The organism is Streptomyces sp. NPDC001135, assembly GCF_053598395.1.
The window spans coordinates 313,171-330,207 of sequence record NZ_JBSFKD010000001.1 but is presented as its reverse complement, the minus strand read 5'-3'; the positions used below and the strand labels follow the sequence as shown (position 1 = coordinate 330,207).

At 70.9% G+C, this 17,037-nt stretch carries 15 protein-coding genes and 1 pseudogene; 10 read left to right on the top strand and 6 right to left on the bottom strand.

Going from position 1 to position 17,037, the window contains the following annotated elements; translation table 11 throughout:
- Window position 1 precedes the first annotated feature (1 nt).
- The 4 genes and pseudogenes from ACWC94_RS01665 to ACWC94_RS01650 all read left to right on the top strand — a co-directional run bounded on the left by ACWC94_RS01665 (window position 2) and on the right by ACWC94_RS01650 (window position 2,579).
- A complete protein-coding gene (locus tag ACWC94_RS01665) occupies window positions 2–607 on the top strand; it encodes a response regulator (protein WP_450794337.1) in 606 nt (201 codons plus the stop codon).
- A 241-nt stretch (window positions 608–848) separates the two neighbouring features.
- A pseudogene (locus tag ACWC94_RS01660) lies at window positions 849–1,107 on the top strand (ArsR/SmtB family transcription factor); the annotation flags it as partial.
- Between the two features lie 33 nt (window positions 1,108–1,140).
- Window positions 1,141–1,629, top strand: coding sequence for a glutathione peroxidase (locus tag ACWC94_RS01655; protein WP_450794336.1), 489 nt, complete (start codon window positions 1,141–1,143; stop codon window positions 1,627–1,629).
- Between the two features lie 68 nt (window positions 1,630–1,697).
- Entirely contained in the window at window positions 1,698–2,579 is an 882-nt protein-coding gene (locus ACWC94_RS01650) for a MerR family transcriptional regulator (protein ID WP_450794335.1), read from the top strand.
- A 132-nt stretch (window positions 2,580–2,711) separates the two neighbouring features.
- On the opposite strand, the gene ACWC94_RS01645 is transcribed toward ACWC94_RS01650, so the two are convergent.
- The 3 genes from ACWC94_RS01645 to ACWC94_RS01635 all read right to left on the bottom strand — a co-directional run bounded on the left by ACWC94_RS01645 (window position 2,712) and on the right by ACWC94_RS01635 (window position 4,960).
- Window positions 2,712–2,906 (bottom strand): DUF397 domain-containing protein, encoded by a 195-nt coding sequence (locus tag ACWC94_RS01645; protein WP_450794334.1) that lies wholly within the window; start codon window positions 2,904–2,906, stop codon window positions 2,712–2,714.
- 188 nt (window positions 2,907–3,094) lie between these two features.
- Window positions 3,095–3,952 (bottom strand): helix-turn-helix domain-containing protein, encoded by an 858-nt coding sequence (locus tag ACWC94_RS01640; protein ID WP_450794333.1) that lies wholly within the window; start codon window positions 3,950–3,952, stop codon window positions 3,095–3,097.
- 252 nt (window positions 3,953–4,204) lie between these two features.
- Complete coding sequence (locus ACWC94_RS01635) at window positions 4,205–4,960, bottom strand: GOLPH3/VPS74 family protein (protein ID WP_450794332.1); 756 nt, start codon at window positions 4,958–4,960, stop codon at window positions 4,205–4,207.
- A 333-nt stretch (window positions 4,961–5,293) separates the two neighbouring features.
- Here ACWC94_RS01635 and ACWC94_RS01630 point away from each other — a divergent pair, with 333 nt between their 5' ends.
- Both ACWC94_RS01630 and ACWC94_RS01625 read left to right on the top strand, forming a co-directional pair.
- A complete protein-coding gene (locus ACWC94_RS01630) occupies window positions 5,294–7,681 on the top strand; it encodes a D-alanyl-D-alanine carboxypeptidase (protein WP_450794331.1) in 2,388 nt (795 codons plus the stop codon).
- Window positions 7,682–7,928: 247 nt separating this feature from the next.
- The gene (locus ACWC94_RS01625) at window positions 7,929–9,833 is read left to right on the top strand and encodes an MFS transporter (protein WP_450794330.1); all 1,905 of its coding nucleotides are present in this window, start codon (window positions 7,929–7,931) and stop codon (window positions 9,831–9,833) included.
- A gap of 28 nt (window positions 9,834–9,861) precedes the next feature.
- On the opposite strand, the gene ACWC94_RS01620 is transcribed toward ACWC94_RS01625, so the two are convergent.
- Window positions 9,862–10,704, bottom strand: a complete 843-nt coding sequence (locus ACWC94_RS01620) for a hypothetical protein (protein WP_450794329.1) — start codon at window positions 10,702–10,704, stop codon at window positions 9,862–9,864.
- A gap of 74 nt (window positions 10,705–10,778) precedes the next feature.
- Here ACWC94_RS01620 and ACWC94_RS01615 point away from each other — a divergent pair, with 74 nt between their 5' ends.
- The 3 genes from ACWC94_RS01615 (at window position 10,779) to ACWC94_RS01605 (ending at window position 13,903) form a co-directional block, all read left to right on the top strand.
- Window positions 10,779–11,567 carry an SDR family oxidoreductase gene (locus ACWC94_RS01615; protein WP_450794328.1) on the top strand — a complete coding sequence of 263 codons (789 nt, stop codon included), beginning with the start codon at window positions 10,779–10,781 and terminating at the stop codon, window positions 11,565–11,567.
- Window positions 11,568–11,693: 126 nt separating this feature from the next.
- On the top strand, window positions 11,694–13,265 hold the full coding sequence (locus ACWC94_RS01610; RefSeq protein ID WP_450794327.1) for a sodium:solute symporter family protein: 1,572 nt from the start codon (window positions 11,694–11,696) through the stop codon (window positions 13,263–13,265).
- A gap of 38 nt (window positions 13,266–13,303) precedes the next feature.
- The gene (locus tag ACWC94_RS01605; RefSeq protein WP_450794326.1) at window positions 13,304–13,903 is read left to right on the top strand and encodes a hypothetical protein; all 600 of its coding nucleotides are present in this window, start codon (window positions 13,304–13,306) and stop codon (window positions 13,901–13,903) included.
- 28 nt (window positions 13,904–13,931) lie between these two features.
- On the opposite strand, the gene ACWC94_RS01600 is transcribed toward ACWC94_RS01605, so the two are convergent.
- Window positions 13,932–15,047 carry an ADP-ribosylglycohydrolase family protein gene (locus ACWC94_RS01600; protein ID WP_450794325.1) on the bottom strand — a complete coding sequence of 372 codons (1,116 nt, stop codon included), beginning with the start codon at window positions 15,045–15,047 and terminating at the stop codon, window positions 13,932–13,934.
- A 95-nt stretch (window positions 15,048–15,142) separates the two neighbouring features.
- Window positions 15,143–15,889, bottom strand: a complete 747-nt coding sequence (locus tag ACWC94_RS01595; RefSeq protein WP_450794324.1) for a TetR/AcrR family transcriptional regulator — start codon at window positions 15,887–15,889, stop codon at window positions 15,143–15,145.
- A 110-nt stretch (window positions 15,890–15,999) separates the two neighbouring features.
- Between ACWC94_RS01595 and ACWC94_RS01590 the strand changes: the two genes are divergently transcribed.
- Window positions 16,000–17,019: an alpha/beta fold hydrolase gene (locus ACWC94_RS01590; RefSeq protein WP_450794323.1), complete on the top strand. Its 1,020-nt coding sequence runs from the start codon at window positions 16,000–16,002 to the stop codon at window positions 17,017–17,019.
- Window positions 17,020–17,037 lie beyond the last annotated feature (18 nt).

Here is a 17,037-nt window from a genome sequence, read left to right as displayed (position 1 = left end):
TGTGATCCGCGTGCTGCTGGCCGAGGACCAGGGAATGATGCGGGGCGCCGTCGCCCAACTGCTGGGTCTGGAACCGGATATCGAGGTAGTGGCCCAGGTCCCTTCCGGCACCGAGGTCCTGGAGGCGGCCCGAACGGCCGAACCGCAGGTGGCGGTGCTCGATATCGAGATGCCCGGCCGCACTGGGCTGGAGGCCGCCGAGGACCTGCGTCGGCTGGTCCCCGGATGCCGGGTGCTGATCGTGACCACCTTCAGCGGGCCGGGCTACTGCCGGCGGGCCCTGGAGGCAGGCGCCCTGGGTTTTCTCGCCAAGGACAAGCCGGTGGCCGAACTGGCCGCCGCCATCCGCCGAGTGCACGCCGGTGAGCAGGTGGTCGACCCGGTCCTGGGCGCTGCCGCACTGGCCGCAGGCCCCAGCCCGCTGACCGTCCGGGAACGGGAGGCACTGGCCGCCGCCGCAGATGGTGCACCGGTGATTTCCCTCGCCAAGCGGTTGAGCCTCTCCGAGAGCACGGTGCGCAATTACCTTTCCTCGGCTTCCCAGAAGATCGGGGTGCGCAACCGAATGGAGGCCGTCAACAAAGCCCGCCAAAACGGCTGGCTGTAGATCACGGCGCGACCAGTCGCGGGGGGACCCTGCCGGATCCACCCACCGGCATTGGGCCCGCCCGGCGTGCGTGCCAGGAGCCTCTGATGCGCTTCCGAGAGCAGCTGGTGATCCCGGTCGCACCCGCAAGGCCGCGGGCACCGGGCCACCCGTCCGCCCGCACCTGCCTTTGTGTCAGCGCGAGCCGAGTGACGCAAACGAGGACGTGCTGGGAGTCGACGGGCCGGGCCCGGGTCCTCGGGTTCGCGCCGCCCTGGGCGCCCTGCTCGGTCCGTCCCGCGCCGAGGTCCTGACCCTGCTCGCCTCTCCCCTGAGGCCGCCACCTGAAGGTGCTGCGGGAGGCGGGGCTGGTGGAGCGGCGGAAGGCGGGGCGGTCGGTGCTGTACGTACGCACAGCGGCCGGGGACGTTCTGGTGGGGGCGGGCTGCGGAAGCGCCCCGAGGGGCGCGGGGAACTGCGCGAGTGACCACGACGAGCCCGCGGCCAAGGACGGCCCATGACGGCCCGGCCCGCGGAGCGCCTAGCATCCAGGCATGACCAACGTCCTGAACGTAGAAATCGACGCCCTCACCGGCGGCCCCGCCGACCTCCCCCAGTACGAGGGCAAGGCCGTCCTGATCGTGAACGTCGCCTCCAAGTGCGGCCTCACCCCCCAGTACACCGGCCTGGAGAAGCTGCAGGAACGCTACGCCGCACGTGGCTTCACCGTGCTCGGCGTGCCCTGCAACCAGTTCCTCGGGCAGGAGCCCGGCACCGCCGAGGAGATCGCCGAGTTCTGCTCGGCGTCGTACGGTGTGACCTTCCCGCTCACCGAGAAGGTCGAGGTGAACGGCGAGGGTAGGCACCCGCTGTACGAGCGGCTCGTCGGCTTCGCGGACGCGGAGGGGCACAGCGGCGACATCCGCTGGAACTTCGAGAAGTTCCTGATCGGCCGGGACGGCCAGGTCGTCGCCCGCTTCTCGCCGCAGACCGAGCCGGAGTCGGACACGGTCGTGACGGCCATCGAGGCCCAGCTCGCCTGAGCCCGGTTTGACCTTGCCCCTGGGGCAGGGCCGAACGTCCCGGTCACCGGGCGGCGAGGATCCGCCCGGTGACGGAGGATGACACGGTGGACGACGACCAGCTCACCGACGGCCTGCTCACCATCGGCGCGTTCGCCGCGCGGGCCCGGCTGTCGGCCAAGGCGCTGCGCCTGTACGACCGGCTCGGCCTGCTGGCCCCCGCACACGTCGACGAGGCGACCGGCTACCGCTACTACCACGCCGGCCAGGTCGAGCGGGCCCGTCTGGTCGCCCTGCTGCGGCAGCTGGACATGCCGCTGGCCCGGATCGCCGAGGTGCTCGGCGCCGAGGGCACCGAGGCCGCCGGCCGGCTCGCCGCCTACTGGGCGGACGTGGAGTCCCGGGTGGCCGGGCAGCGGACGCTCGCCGAGTACCTCCGTGGACGACTGTCGGGGAGGAGCTCCGAGATGTACGAGAAGTTCGTGATCGAGACTGTGGACGTACCGGCGCAGGTGGTGATCACCGAGTCACGGCACACCCTGGCGGACGAGCTGCCGACGTGGATCGGCGCGTCGCTCGGGCGGCTGGAGGCGGCGGCGCGGGAGTGCGGCGGCATGGCCGGGGCGCCGTTCGTCGTCTACCACTCCGAGGTGTCGATGGAGAGCGACGGGCCGGCCGAGTCGTGCGTACCGGTGGCCGACGAGGCGGCGGCACGGGCGTGGGCCGATGCCCGGGGGCGGGCCTGGAAGACGACGGTACGCACGGAGCCGGCGGCCCGGCTGGCCTACACCCGCATCACCAAGGCCCAGGTGGCCCACCCGCAGATCCTGGCCGCCTTCGAGGCGGTGGAGCAGTGGATGGCGGGCGAGGGACTGGAGATGGCCGGCCCCTGCCGTGAGGTCTACTTCGCGGACTGGGACGCGGCGGGGCCGCACGATCCGGTGTGCGACGTGGCGTTCCCGGTGCGGTGACCGGCCGGAGCCGCCGGGCGTGACCGAGCCCTCTCGGCAAGGACGGCGACTGGTCGAGAGGGCTCTTCTGGTGGTGCTTGTGAAGTTGTCTTCCTCGGGGAGGCGTTACGGACGAAGGTCAGGGAGGGCCCCCTAGGCCTTGACCGAGGCCACGAAGGCGTTCCACGCGTCGGCGGGGAAGGCCAGGACCGGGCCCTCGAGGACCTTGGAGTCACGGACGGCGAGCTCGGCGGCGTTGGTGGGCGACTTGACCTCGACGCAGGCGCCGTTGCCCGCGGAATAGGAGGACTTCATCCACGTCTCCGAAGCGCCCTGAATCAGTGCCATGTCCACTCCTGTTGCGAGTTGCGGTAGTGCGGTTCACGCCAACCTTGTCGGCTGATTGGCGTGATCGACGCTACCGGGCAACTGCCACTGCTGGAGTAGTCGTTCACTCAACCGGATGGCATATTCCAGGGGGCCTTCCCCTGAAGCCGACCGGCGGTGTAGGATCCGGCGCCCTCCGTACCGGCGGCTCATTCGGCGTACTGCTTGGCCACCTTCGCGATGTACTGCCGGGATTGCTCCACATTGAGGGACTGCGCCCGCAGATGTTCGTACATCACGGCGTACTTCTGCACGTCCTGGGCCTTCTCCAGGTACAGGTCGCTGGTGACGCCCTCCAGGTACACCACGCTGGAGTCGGCCGCGTCGGTGAACTCCAGGATCGCGTACTGGCCGTTGAGCCCCGGGTGCGCGCCCACCTCGAACGGCAGCACCTGCACGGTGACGTGCGGCAGCTGGGACATCTCGATCAGGTGCTCCAGCTGCTCGCGCATCACCAGCTTGCTGCCGACGACCCGGCGCAGCGCCGCCTCGTCGAGCACGACCCAGAGGCGGAGCGGGTTGTTCTCGGCGGTGATACGTTCCTGTCGGCGCATGCGCACCTGGACCCGCTTCTCGATCTCGGCGGTCGAGGTCTCCGGCAGCGCGCCCTGCACCAGGGCCTCCGCGTAGGCAGGGGTCTGCAACAGACCGGTCACCAGCTGCGGTTCGTACACCCGCAGCGACTCGGCGTCGGTCTCCAGCCCGATGTAGACGCTGTACGGGATGTCCCCGAAGGTGTGCCACCACCCCTGCTGGCGCGAATCCCGCGCCATCTCCATCAGCGAGTCGACGATCCGCTGGTCCTCGACCTCGTACACCCCGCACAGATCACGCACATCGCGCTGACTGATACTGCGCCGGCCGTTCTCCAGCCTGCTGATCTTCGACTGGGACACGAGCAGTCGCTCGGCCACCTCCTCGGCCGTCATGCCCTTGAGCTCACGGAGCCTGCGCAGCTCCTGGCCCAGCCGGCGCCGCCTGACGGTGGGATTGACATTGGACGCCACGGGACGTGCACCTCCGGCTGCCTGCCTGTTGCTTAACACTTTCCGTATCTGCTGCTGAGCAGACTGCCACCAAGGTGCTTTCTACCGCTGGGAAATGGTGGATATGCGGCGCGTACGCGTCAGTTCGCCACGGCTCGCCACCCGATGGGGTGCCGGGAAGCAGTCGAGCGGGGCGGTGAGACCGCGAGGGATCTCACCGCCCCGCTCCAACCAGCGGCTCCCGAACCGGGCCTGGGGGACCGGGGGTAGGGCTCAGTGGGCCACGGCGCGTGCCATGGATCCACGGTGCGGCTGCATCGGAACCCCGCGTGCGGGTTCCGCCGCGGACCTGGCAGCGGTCGCGCCCTGCCGACCGGTGGCGGCCGGTCCGCGGCGCGGCTGCGCGGCAGCGCCGTTCTGCACGTCCATCACGGCGTGCGCGACAAGACCCCCCATGGGGTCGTGCCGGATCAGATCCCGCAACCGGGACCGGGACGACCGTCCCTCGTTCCCCGGATACAGGTGCTTGCCGAGTCCGACGGCGTGTGCCAGGGCGGCGAGCGCCGCGGTCCGCGGGTCCGGCGGTACGCCGGTGCGGATCGCGGAATCCAGCCGGGACCGGATCTCCCGGCTGATGGCGGTGTCCGTCGCCTGATAGCGCGTCGTCGGCAACACCCCGCACATCTGCCCGGGTACGGCGGCGACCATGCCGCACCGCTCCAGATGCGAGAGGTAGGTCTGACGGAGCCCCAGCCGGGGCCCGCCGATCCAGTGAACGGCCCGCACGGGAGCGCCGCGCCGTCGCAGCAACTCCAACGCGCAGTCCAAAGTCGGATCTCCAGTCGGCCGTGGCACCACCACGGCGATACGATCCCCGTCTGGGGCTATCCGTCCGGCCAGCGCCAGCTCCACAAGCTGTGCTCCGGCCAGACCGAGGTCGAGCGACTGTGGCTGCGCAGTGGTACCCGTGGCCGGGTCCAGTGCGAGCAACAGAAGCTCCTCCGGAAGTGTTCTGCGGCTCCTGCCCATCCATGCCTCCCCGCGTGGATGAATGACAGGGTGACCCCTCTCACATTGGTCTGTCGAGGGTGCGTGACCGGTTCGTGAGGGAACCGGTAGGTATGTCGTTCTCGTCTACCGCAGGGGCCAAGCCCTCACACAGGACACTGGTACATGGTTCGGACAGGGCGCGCGCGAGGGCGTGCGGCGCAGGAGGAGGCATCGGTGGCGGGCGAGTCCCCCGACAGGTCGAAGCAGCGTCAGTCGTCGGCAGAACCGACGCCGGGGAACACGGGTCCGGTTCCCGAGGCCCGCGATCCGCGCCTCGCGGTCTCCCGCGAAAAGGATTCCTCTTCCGGCGGCGTGGACACCGCGACGACGATCCTGTCGGTACGAGAAACCCCCGAGGAGGACACCGCCCTCCGCGACGCGGTCTCGGCATGGGTGCGTGCCGCGGACACCCCCGAGACCAACTCGGCCACCACGGACGGCCCGAAGACCGGACGGAACGAGGCCGAGGACGACGCCGAGAAGGCGGACGCGAAGGCAAAGGCGGACGCGACGGCAAAGGCGGACGCGGAAGCCGACGCCGACGCCGACGCGGGCACGAAGGGGACGGCGGACGCGGGCGCGGGCGCGAAGGCGGAGAAGAAGGCGGACGCGCACGCCAAGCCGAATGCCGGTCGGTCCACGGACGAGGACGACGTGAAGGCCGGCACGGAGGCGAAGGCGGAGCCGGACTCCGCGGCCGACACGGACGGCGACGCGGAGACCGACGCGAGGACTGACGCCAAGGCAGAGGCCGCCGAAGGCGAAGCAGAGACGAAGGAACCCGAGCCCGGCGACACCGAAGCCGGGGCCAAGGCCGAGGACGGCGAGGCCGGTGCCAAGGCCGAGGACGGCGAGGCCGGGGCCAAGGCCGAGGACGGCGAGGCCGGTGCCAAGGCCGAGGACGGCGAGGCCGGGGCCAAGGCCGAGGACGGCGGAGCCGGGGTGGAGGGCGTCGAGGGTGCGCCCGAGGACGCCGACGGCGGGGACGACCCGCAGGGGCCACCCGCGGCCGACAACGAGACCCGCACGGGTGGTGCGGGTGGGAACGACGCCGACGCCGAGGGCGAAGCCGAGGCGAAGGCCGAGGACGGCGGAGCCGATGGCGGAGCCGAGGCGGCGGACGCCATCGATCAGCCCACCACCGTCTTCAAGGCGATATCCCCCAAGCCGGCCCCGCGGGTCGACCAGCCGACGACCATGCTCAAGCTCGGCAGCAAGCCGGACACACCCGGGACTTCCAAGGCCCCCGGGACCCCGGACTCCGACCCCGAGCGCACCAGCAAGTTCGTCGCGCTGAAGAACGACATCGCGCCGGCGCCCAAGCCCGCCGCCAAGCCGTCCGCCAAGCCCGCCGCGCCGGACGCCACCACCCCCGTCCCCCAGGTCGGCCCCGAGCGCACCACCCAGCAACCCCTCCCCCCGAAGCCCCCGCTGGACCTCCTGGCGGAGCTGACGAACACTCCGCCGCCCCCGGAGACCTCGGTCCGCACCGTCGTGCGCCGGATCAAGATCTGGACCCCCCTGGTCCTGCTCCTGGCGGTCGTCTTCACGGTCGTACAGGCCTTCCGCCCGCTGCCGTCCCCCACCCTCGCGCTCACCGTCAAGGACAGCTACACCTTCGACGGCACGACCGACCTGCCCTGGCCGAGCGAGGGACAGGGCTGGATGGACGGCGACGGCATCGGCACGATGGGCCACTTCGGCAAGCAGACCCCCGTGGCCATCGGCTCGGTCGCCAAGACCATGACCTCGTACATCATCCTCCGGGACCACCCGCTGAAGCCGGGCGAGGAGGGCCCGAAGATCAAGGTGGACGCGCGGGCGGAGAAGGAGGGCGGCTACGACAAGAGCGGCGGCGAGTCCACGCTCAACACCGTCAAGGCCGGCCAGTACCTCACCGAGAAGCAGGCCCTGTCGGCCGTCATGATCCCCTCCGCGAACAACATCGCCCGGCTGCTGGCGCGCTGGGACGTGGGCTCGGAGGCGGCGTTCGTGAAGAAGATGAACGCCGCCGCCAAGGAGCTGGGGATGACCAACACGACGTACACCGACCCCTCGGGGCTGACGCCGTCCACCGTCTCCACGGCCGAGGACCAGGTGAAGCTCGGCCGCGCGGTCACCAAGAACCCGGCCCTGGTCGCCATCACCAGCGCGGCCAGCTGGACCGACCCCACCGGCAAGTACTGGGACAACGTCAACCACCTGCCGTTCCTCATCGGCGCGATCGGCATCAAGACCGGCAGCACCTCCGTGGCCGGCGGCAACCTGCTCTTCGCCTCCCGCAAGCAGGTCGACGGCCAGACGGTGACGATCGTCGGGGCGATCCTCGGCCAGCACCGGGGGACGTCGATCCTCAAAACGGTCAATGACGTCAGCAAGACCGCGCTGCTCGCCGCCCAGAACGCGCTGACCTCGACGAAGATCCTGAAGAAGGGCGACGTGGTCGGCTATGTGGACGACCAGCTCGGCGGCCACACCCCGATCGTGCTCACCAAGGACGTCCCGGCCGTGGGCTGGGCGGGTCTGAAGGTGAAGCTGTCCTTCACCTCCGGCAAGGTGCCGCACACCGCGAAGGCCGGCACCAAGGTGGGCATGCTCACAGTGGGTGACGGTACGGCCGGCGCGGTGAAGGTCCCGGTCGCCCTGCAGAAGGATCTGGCCGAGCCGGGCTTCGGTGCCAAGCTGACCCGCCTGGGCTGAGCGCGGCACCGCTCGCACCGCCGTCCGCCCGCCCCGCGCAGCCCGCCTGCGGCGCCCCACCCGGGAGCCCCGCGGCGGGCTGCGTGCTAGCGTCACGAATCGGGGCAGGTCGCCGGTCACGGGACACGACCGCGAACTGAACGAAAAGCTGCCGGGAACACCAGGGAACCCGGCCGGGAACAGAAGCGGCCGGTAGACCACGGACCACGGCCGAGAACAAAAGACGGGACACGGGGAGTGCCTTCAGGTGGCCACAGCGGAGCCGACACGCGCCGACGACGCCGATCCGGGCTCGGGATCCGGCCCGCGAATACGCCTGTCCACAGCTGACCGGGAGCGTCGCACCGACCTCCCGGACGGTCGCACCGGCGTGCCCGGCGGTCACACCGACCGCCCGGACGGCGCTACCGACCGTGATCGTCCCGGCAACCGCCCGCGCCGGCTCGCGGGCCTCCTCGCCGCCGCCGAGCCCCTGCGGCAGCGGCTGCTCCGGCACCCCGTGCTGTCCATGACGGCCCTCGCGGGTGTCCTGCACATCGTCTGGTTCTTCACCTTCGCGAACAGTGGCGGTGATCTCGCGGCCCAGGACGCGTGGGCGGAGTTCGTCGGCCGGCACCCGGACTCGGCGTACAACCTCGCCTGGTACGGCGGTATGCACCCGGTGTCGTACAGCGTGGTGTCGCCGTATCTGATGGCCGTCCTCGGCGTCCGTACGACGATGATGATCGCCGGAACCGTCTCGGCGGGCCTGCTGACCCTGGTCATGATCCGCAGCCGGGCGGTGAAGAACCCGCTGTGGGCCTCGCTCGCCGGGATCTTCGCGCTGCTGTGCAACGCGATCTCGGGCCGGGTGACCTTCGCTCTCGGCACGATGTTCGCGCTCGGCGCCGTCGCGGCCGTCTTCTGCTGGCCGTACCGGTGGCGGTACAAACGCTGGGCGAAGGCCGCGGTGGCCGCTCCCCTGGCGGGTCTTTCCACCATGGCCTCGCCCGTCTCGGGGCTGTTCGTGGGCCTGGTCGCGGCCTCGCTGTTCCTGCAGAAGCGGCGGCCGGGCGCCTGGGCGCTGGGGCTCGCCCCGACGGCGGTGGTCGCCGCCTCCTACTTCCTCTTCCCGTTCTCGGGCACCCAGCCGATGACCATAGGGTCGGTGATACTGCCCCTGCTCTACGGCCTGCTGTGCCTGTTCCTGGTGCCGAAGGAGTGGGTGACCGTCCGGCTGACCGCCGCCGTCTACAGCGTCGGCGTGGTCCTGGTGTGGCTGATCAGCTCGCAGATCGGGTCGAACATCTCGCGGCTGCCGATGCTGTTCGCGGGCGCGACGCTCATCGCGGCCCTGCCGTTCACGGTGCGCAAGTCGCGCAGGTGGTACACGACCGTGCTGGCGCTCCTCGGCTTCGCCGGCTGGATCGGCTTCAAGACGGTCGACGACATCATGCACACGACCCCGGCCGCGTCCTGGGCCCGCGAGCTCGCCCCGCTCGTCCACCAGCTGCAGAAGGCCGGCGCCGAGAAGGGCCGCGTCGAGGTCGTCCCCGCCCGCTCGCACCGGGAGGCGTCCGCGCTCGCGCCGTACGTCAACCTGGCGCGCGGCTGGAACCGGCAGGCCGACATGGAGCGCAATCCCCTCTTCTACGACGACACCCTGAACTCGGCGAACTATCACGAGTGGCTGCAGCGCTGGTCCGTCCACTTCGTCGTCCTGCCGAAGGACGACCCGGACGGCGACGGCGGCGAGCGCGAGGTGGAACTGCTCCGGCGCGGGATGCCGTATCTGGAGCAGGTCTGGGGCGACGCCAACTGGCAGCTGTTCCAGGTGACCGATCCGACGCCGCTCGCCGAGCCGGACGCGGTGGTGGACCGCGCCGGGCAGGGCGAGATGACGCTGCGGGTGCGCAAGGCCGGGCGGATCCTGATCAGGATCCCGTACTCGCCGTGGCTGAGCATCGTCGACGAGCACGGCAAGAGCCTGAAGGCGCCGCAGGAGACGAAGGCGAAGACGTACGTCAACGTCAACGGGTGTCTGATGGAGACGCCGGAGGACGCCAAGGGCGACAAGTGGACGATGCTGCTCGCCCCGCGGGCCGGGACGTACAGGCTGGCGGCGCCGTACCAGCTGCCTCGCGGTACTCCCTGCCCCGACGCGCTGAAGTGACCCTTCCCGTCCGCCGGCCCGGCACCGGTCAGCCGCGCAGTTCCGCGACGTGGCGATCGGTGCCCGGGACCGTGGGGATGAACGGCGCGATCAGCTCCAGCCTCCCCAGCCCCGACTCGGCCACCTGTTCGTCCAGACCCGTGAAGTGGCCCTCCCAGCACTCCCGCGGGTCCTTCTCCAGGAACCACAGGAGGGTCAGCCGGGTGTCCACGCCCTCGACCTGCCGGACGTAGGTCATGCGGTCGCCGGGCAGCGGGGTGGGCCGGAACACGGTCACCATCGCGGCCGGGGAGCCGGACAGCCGCGTCGGCAGGTGCCGGACGCGCAGCCACCGCAGGAGCTCGGCCCGCTGCCCGGCCGACTCGCTGTCGATCACCTCCAGCACCAGCCCGGCGTAGGGGTGGTCGAGGGCGTGGAAGTCCCTGGGGCCCGCCGCGCCGTCCCGGTACACCGTCGTCTCGTGGTCCTGGAAGGCCGTGAAGACGTGGGTGCGGGCGTGGTGGACACGGGCGTCGCGGTTCAGGCGCTTGTTGATGGCGACGGTCCACTTCATGTGGTCGTCGTAGCGTCCGTCGGTGATCCAGTAGGTGGAGAGGTAGCAGCCGGCCGTGACGGGCCGGGCGACGGCCGACTTCTCGGGGTACCGCAGGAGCTGCAGGTCCCGGGTGGCGACCCAGCGGCGGCCCGCGTACATCCAGGGCATGGCCATCGCGCCGGCGTAGTAGTGGTCGTCCTCGTACCAGCGGTTGTAGGCGTACTCGTGGCCGGGGTGCGGCTCGACCATGGTGATCAGGGCGTGGCCCGGGTGGACGCCGTACGGGCCGACGGCGGCCAGCTCGCCGTACAGCGCGCTGCGGGTGTCCTCGCTCATGCGCTTCCCCTTTCCTGCGGTGCGCCATACTCTGACGCCCCGTCAGATAAAGCGCCATACCGCGGGAGGCCCCGATGTCCCTGCTCGCAGGCAAGACCGTCGTCGTCTCGGGAGTCGGCGCCGGGCTCGGCCACCAGGTCGCCGCGGCCGTCGTGCGGGACGGCGGGAACGCGGTGCTCGGGGCCCGCACCGAGGCGAACCTCGCCAAGAGCGCGGCCGAGATCGACCCGGACGGCACGCGCACGGCGTACCGGCCGACGGACATCACCGACGAGGACCGGTGCGCGGCGCTGGCGGAGCTGGCGCGGGCCCGGTTCGGCGGCATCGACGCGGTGGTGCACGTGGCCGCCTGGGACTCCCACTTCGGCGGACTGGAGGACGCGGACTTCGCGACCTGGCAGTCGGTGATCGACGTGAACCTGCTGGGCACCCTGCGGATGACACGGGCCTGCCTGCCGGCGCTGAAGGCGGGCGGGGGCGGCTCGGTGGTCTTCATCGGGACGCAGTCGGCCGTCGCCGCGCCCTCCCAGGTGGAGCAGGCCGCGTACGCCGCCTCGAAGGGGGCGCTGACCAGCGCGATGTACTCGCTGGCCAGGGAACTGGGACCGCACCGGATCCGGGTCAACACCGTACTGCCGGGCTGGATGTGGGGGCCGCCGGTGCGGGCGTACGTCCAGTTCACCGCGGACAGCGAAGGGGTACCGGAGGCGGAGGTCCTGGGGCGGCTGACGGAGCGCATGGCCCTGCCGGACCTGGCGACGGACGGGGACGTGGCGGACGCGGCGGTGTTCCTGTCCTCGGACCGGGCGCGCGCCATCACCGGGCAGTCCCTGCTGGTCAACGCGGGAGAGCTGATGCGCTGAGGCAACGGGCACCCTGGGCGCGAAGTTCATGTACATAAACTCTGGTCACCAAGTAGGACGATTTTACGGCGACTTGACCTTACGCTTGCTTGTCGTGTTCATGTGAACGCACTCACGATCGAGCACATGAACAGTCTCGACTGGGCCGTGCTCATCGGCTATTTCGGTGTGATGGTCGCGATCGGCGTCTGGTCGCACAAGCGCGTGGACGACGTCTCCGACTTCTTCACGGCCGGCGGCAGGATGCCCTGGTGGCTCTCCGGCATCTCGCACCACATGTCGGGCTACAGCGCGGTCCTGTTCACCGGGTACGCGGGTATCGCCTACACCTACGGCGTCACCTCCTTCGTCACCTGGTCCTTCCCCATCGCGCTCGGCATCGCCATCGGGTCGAAGCTGTTCGCTCCGCGCATCAACCGGCTGCGCTCCCGGCTCCGTGTGGCCTCCCCGCTGGAGTACCTGAAGAACCGTTACAACCTGCCCACGCAGCAGGCGCTCGCGTGGTCCGGCATGCTGCTGAAGATCGTGGACGTGGGCGCGAAGTGGGCGGCCGTCGCCACCCTGCTGTCGGTGTTCACGGGCGTGACGCTGCACCAGGGCATCCTGATCACCGGTGCGATCACGGCCGTGTACTGCACGATCGGCGGCCTGTGGGCGGACGCGCTGACCGAACTCGGCCAGTTCGTCATCCAGTTGCTGGCCGGCGTCTCGATGTTCGTCGCCGTCGTGCTGAAGCTGAACGACCGGCACATCGGCTTCTTCGACGCCTGGCACCAGCCGGCCCTGCACGGCCACGGCAAGCCCCTGATCGGCCCCTACGGGACGGTCTTCCTCCTCGCCTTCCTGTTCATCAAGCTCTTCGAGTACAACGGCGGCATGCTCAACCAGGCGCAGCGCTACATGGCGACGGGCAGCGCGTACGCGGCCGAGCGCGGCGCCCGCCTGTCGGCGGTCCTGTGGCTGGTCTGGCCGGTCGTGCTGTTCTTCCCCATGTGGATGTCCCCGCTCCTGGTCCACGCCCAGAAACCGGACGGCTCCGACTCCTACGGCCTGATGACCGAACAGCTGCTGCCGCACGGCCTGTTGGGCCTGGTCATCGTCGGTTTCTTCTCCCACACCATGGCCATGTGCTCCTCCGACGCGAACGCGATCGCGGCGGTGTTCACGCGGGACGTGGCGCCCGTGCTGTCCGCACGGGCCCGGGCATGGGGACGGCGCTCGGGCCTGATCGCCGCCCGCGTGACGACGGTCGTCTTCCTCGGCCTGTCCATGGCGGTGGCCACACAGGTCAACTCCCCCGCCTTCAAGGACATCATCACCGTCGTCATCAAGTGGGTGGCCGGTCTGATGGGCCCGATCGCGATCCCGATGATGCTGGGCCTGCTCCGCCCGTTCCGCCGTTCCGGCCCCACGGCGGCACTGACCAGCTGGGCGGCGGGCCTGCTGGCGTTCTGGCTGGTCAACTACCCCGTCAGCTGGAACGTCTCCGGCGGGGTCCCCCTCCAGTACCAGGTCTCCGTCCCGCTGGCGGTGTCCCTCGTCCTGTACGTCGCCATCGGCCACCTGAAACCGGAGGACACCCCGGAACGCCTGGCGATCATCGAGAAGGTCAACACCGACGGTGATGCGGTGGCCGCGGTTCCGGTGCCCGCGGGGACCGGGGACGATGGAGTGGGAGCACCCAACCAGCCTCTGTAACCTGCCGGTTGACATTGATCGGCAGGAACGGGGAACGAATGAGCATCGAAGCGTGGCGGGCGGCCTCCCGGCTGGTGGGCCGCCGTACCGCCCTGCGGTATCTCGCCTTCGGCGTCGGCGCATCGCTGCTGGCGGCGTGCAAGGGCAACGACGACGGCAAGGGGAAGAGCCAGGGGACGGGGGATGGCAAGGGCACCTCCGGTACGGGCGGATCGTCACCGACGCCCGGGGTGACCGGGAAGGCGTTCGCGGCGTTCGTCCGCGGCTCCTGGAAGGTCACCTCGAAACCCTCCTCCGGGGCCCCCTTCTCCTACTCCATGGACATCGCCGACGGCACGTGGTCGATGAGCGGCAGCGGGAAGTCGGTCAGGGGCACCTGGTCGCTCCAGGGCGGGCGCCTGGTGATGAGCGTGCCCGAGGACATGGGCGGCGGCTCCGGCGGGCAGAGCGCCGCCGCCTCCAACGTCCCCGCGTCGGTCGGCACCTTCGTGAACCAGGTCCTCCCCTGGCAGCCGCCCGGGACGTCCAGCGCCGCTTCCGGTCAGCGGCTGGAGGTGATGTACGCCAACAAGGTCCTGCACATCAGGCACGTGGACGAGAACGGCAGCACGACGGAGCACACCTGCACCCGGGCTTAGGACACCTGACCGCGCGTCCGTGCCCGGCTCAGGCGCGTGGGTACCGGGCCAGCCACCCCGGCGACGACCCCGCGGGCCCGTGCAGCGCGGGGCCCTGGGTCATCTCCATCGCGAAGTCGTCGGCGAGTTCCAGCATCGTGGGACGGCCCTCCAGCTCCACCAGCCATCCCGGCGGGAGGGCCGTCTCGCCGTGCAGGGCGCCGAGCAGACCGCCGGTCAGCGCGCCCGCCGCCGCCGACGGCCCGCTCTGGTTGACCGCCAGACACAGCCCGTGCCGCACGTCCTCCCCCACCAGGGCGCAGTACACGGACGCCGCCAGCAGCCCGTCCGCGGTACCGTCGCCGGCCAGCTCCTCGACCCGCGTCGGACCGGGAATCCCCTGCCGCACCGCGCCCAGCGCGTGCTGCAGCGCGTCCGAGACGGGCTGGTGGCCCGGCCGGGCGGCGAGCAGGGCCAGGGCCCGCTGCACGGCACCGTCCAGGCTGTCGCCCCGGGCCAGCCCGTGCACGATCACGGCGTACGCGCCCGCCGAGAGATAGGCGATGGGATGCCCGTGGCTCTGCGCCGCGCACTCCACCGCCAGCTGCGCGACCAGCTGCGGTTCCCAGCCGACCAGCAGGCCGAACGGCGCCGACCGGGCCACGGCCTCCGGACCCAGCTCACCGGGGTTCTTCGGTGACTCCAGCGTGCCCATGGTCGCGTCGCCGAACCCGATGAGCAGCGCCCGGGTCGGCTCGCGACGGGCGTACAGCCACTCCTCGCGCGCGAGCCAGCCGTCGTCCTTGCGCCGCTCGTCGGGCCCCCAGTCGCGCTGGGTCGCCGCCCAGCGCAGGTACGCCCGGTGCAGATCGGTCGGCGGATGCCAGGCGCCGGTGTCCCGGCGCACCTGCGCCCGTATCAGGCCGTCCACGGTGAACAGGGTGAGCTGGGTGTGGTGGGTGACCGTACCGCGCCGCCCGTGTCCGAAGGCCAGGTCGAGCAGGCCCTCGGGGCCGTAGGCGGTCCGGATCTCCTCCACGGACAGCGGATCGGCGGGCCCGCCCAGCGCATCCCCGACGGCGACCCCGAGCAGGGCGCCGCGCACCCGGCTGCGGAAGTCCTGCTGTTCGGCTCGGCCCCAGACGGCGCCGGATGTCGCACCCACGCAGACCTCCTCATGGCACCGTCCATCCGTACGACGCTAGGCACTGTAATCGACGCGGAACGGTCCGTTCACGGGGGCAAACCACCCTCCGCGGGTCATTCCCGCCCAGCTACGAGCGCTTCGACTCCGTCGAGGATCCGGTCGAGTCCGAACCGGAGCGGATCGATACCGTTCGGTTCGAACGCGCCCTCGGCCACGGCCCTGGTGAGGGCCGGGAAGCGGTCGGCGTGCCGGGCGAGCAGCTCGGCGGAGAGCCGGTTCCACTCGGCGTCCTGCGCCTCGTCGTAGTCGCTGTGCTGCTGGGCGAGATTGCGGACGAGTCCGATCAGGAGCAGGAAGACCTGGTGGCGCCGGGCCCCGTCGAGTCCGGTGGGCTCCAGCGCGGCGAGCGCCGCGTCCAGCCACCGCAGCTGGCAGGGGCCCATGATCCGGCGGCGCATCGCGGTGGCGGTGAGCAGCCACGGATGGGCCGCGTAGACACGTGCGCACTGCCGGGTCCACTCCCGTACGGCCGCCCGCCAGTCCCCCTCCGGCACTCCGGCCAGATCCGGCCCCTCGTCCAGCACGGCCTCCACCATCAGCTCGACGAGTTCCGTCTTGCCGGGGACGTACCGGTACAGCGCCATGGCCGAGACCCCGAACTCGCCGGCGACCTTGCTCATGGAAACGGCGTCCAGCCCCTCGCGGTCGGCGAGTGCGGCGGCGGCCGTGGCGATGCGCTGCGGGGTCAGCTTCGGCTTGGGCCCACGGGTGGGCCTGTCCCGCTCGCCCCACAGCAGCGCGAGGGTCGCTCGCGGGCCGCCGCTCTCGTCCCGCTGCCGTTCCTTGCTCCGTCCGGCCACCAGGCCCCTCCCATCGGCTTCGGCGCAGCCCGTTGACTCCGCCAACAACTGTATATACCGTAAACCCCACACCGGACAGCTGATGGCATAAACAGTTTAGGGGGAACACCATGCTGCTGACCTACCGCGCCCTCAAGCGCCGCGCTCTCGCCAGGAAGCTGGCGATCACCACGCCGAACGGCGTCGACGAGTCCTCGTACGTCCGCATCGGCGGCATCGACCAGTGGATCTCCGTCCGCGGTGAGGACCGGACGAACCCCGTGATCCTGGAGATCCACGGCGGCCCCGGCTCCTCGAACCTGGTCTTCCTCCCGCGCACCCGCGCCTGGGAGCGGCACTTCACGATCGTCCGCTGGGACATGCGCGGCGCCGGCAGGACCTTCGCGGCGGCCCCCGAGGACCAGGGCGAGCTGACCCTCGACCGCCTGTACCGGGACGCCCTGGAGGTCACGCACCACATCCGTACCCGCCTGGGTGTGGACAAGGTGGTCCTCCTCGCCAACAGCTTCGGCACGGTGACCGGCCTCCGCCTGGCCCGCAACCACCCCGAGCTGTACGCGGCGTACGTCGGCACCGACCAGAACATCATCGGCGGCGGCCGTGACACCACCGCCTACGAGTCGCTGCTGACCCGCCTGGAGAAGGCGGGCAAGAAGAAGCAGCTGGCACAGATGGCGGCGATGGGCCCGGACCGCTCGGCCTGGTCGGCGCACGAGTGGGCGGAGTACGCGAAGACGGTGGTGACGACGGACCCGTTGACCTACGACACGATGAAGACGGTCGTGATCCGCTCCCTCTGGTTCTCCCCGCTCCACACCCTGCGGGACCTGCGCGCCTACCTCAAGGCCCAGACCTTCTCGGAGCCGCTGGGCCCCCAGGCGATGACGATCGACGAATACGCCGAGGGCACCGCCTTCCGCCTCCCCGTCTTCCTCTTCCAGGGCGACAGCGACGTCCTCACCCCACCGGAACCGGCCCGCCGCTTCTACGAGGCGCTCACCGCCCCGGTGAAGGACTTCGCCCTCATCCCCGAGGCCGGCCACTTCGCGTCGTTCCGCCACCCCGACCAGTTCCTGAACCTGCTCCTGACGACGGTCCGGCCGGTGGTGGCGGGGGAGGCGGTGCGCTGAAGCACCGTGGAACCCGGG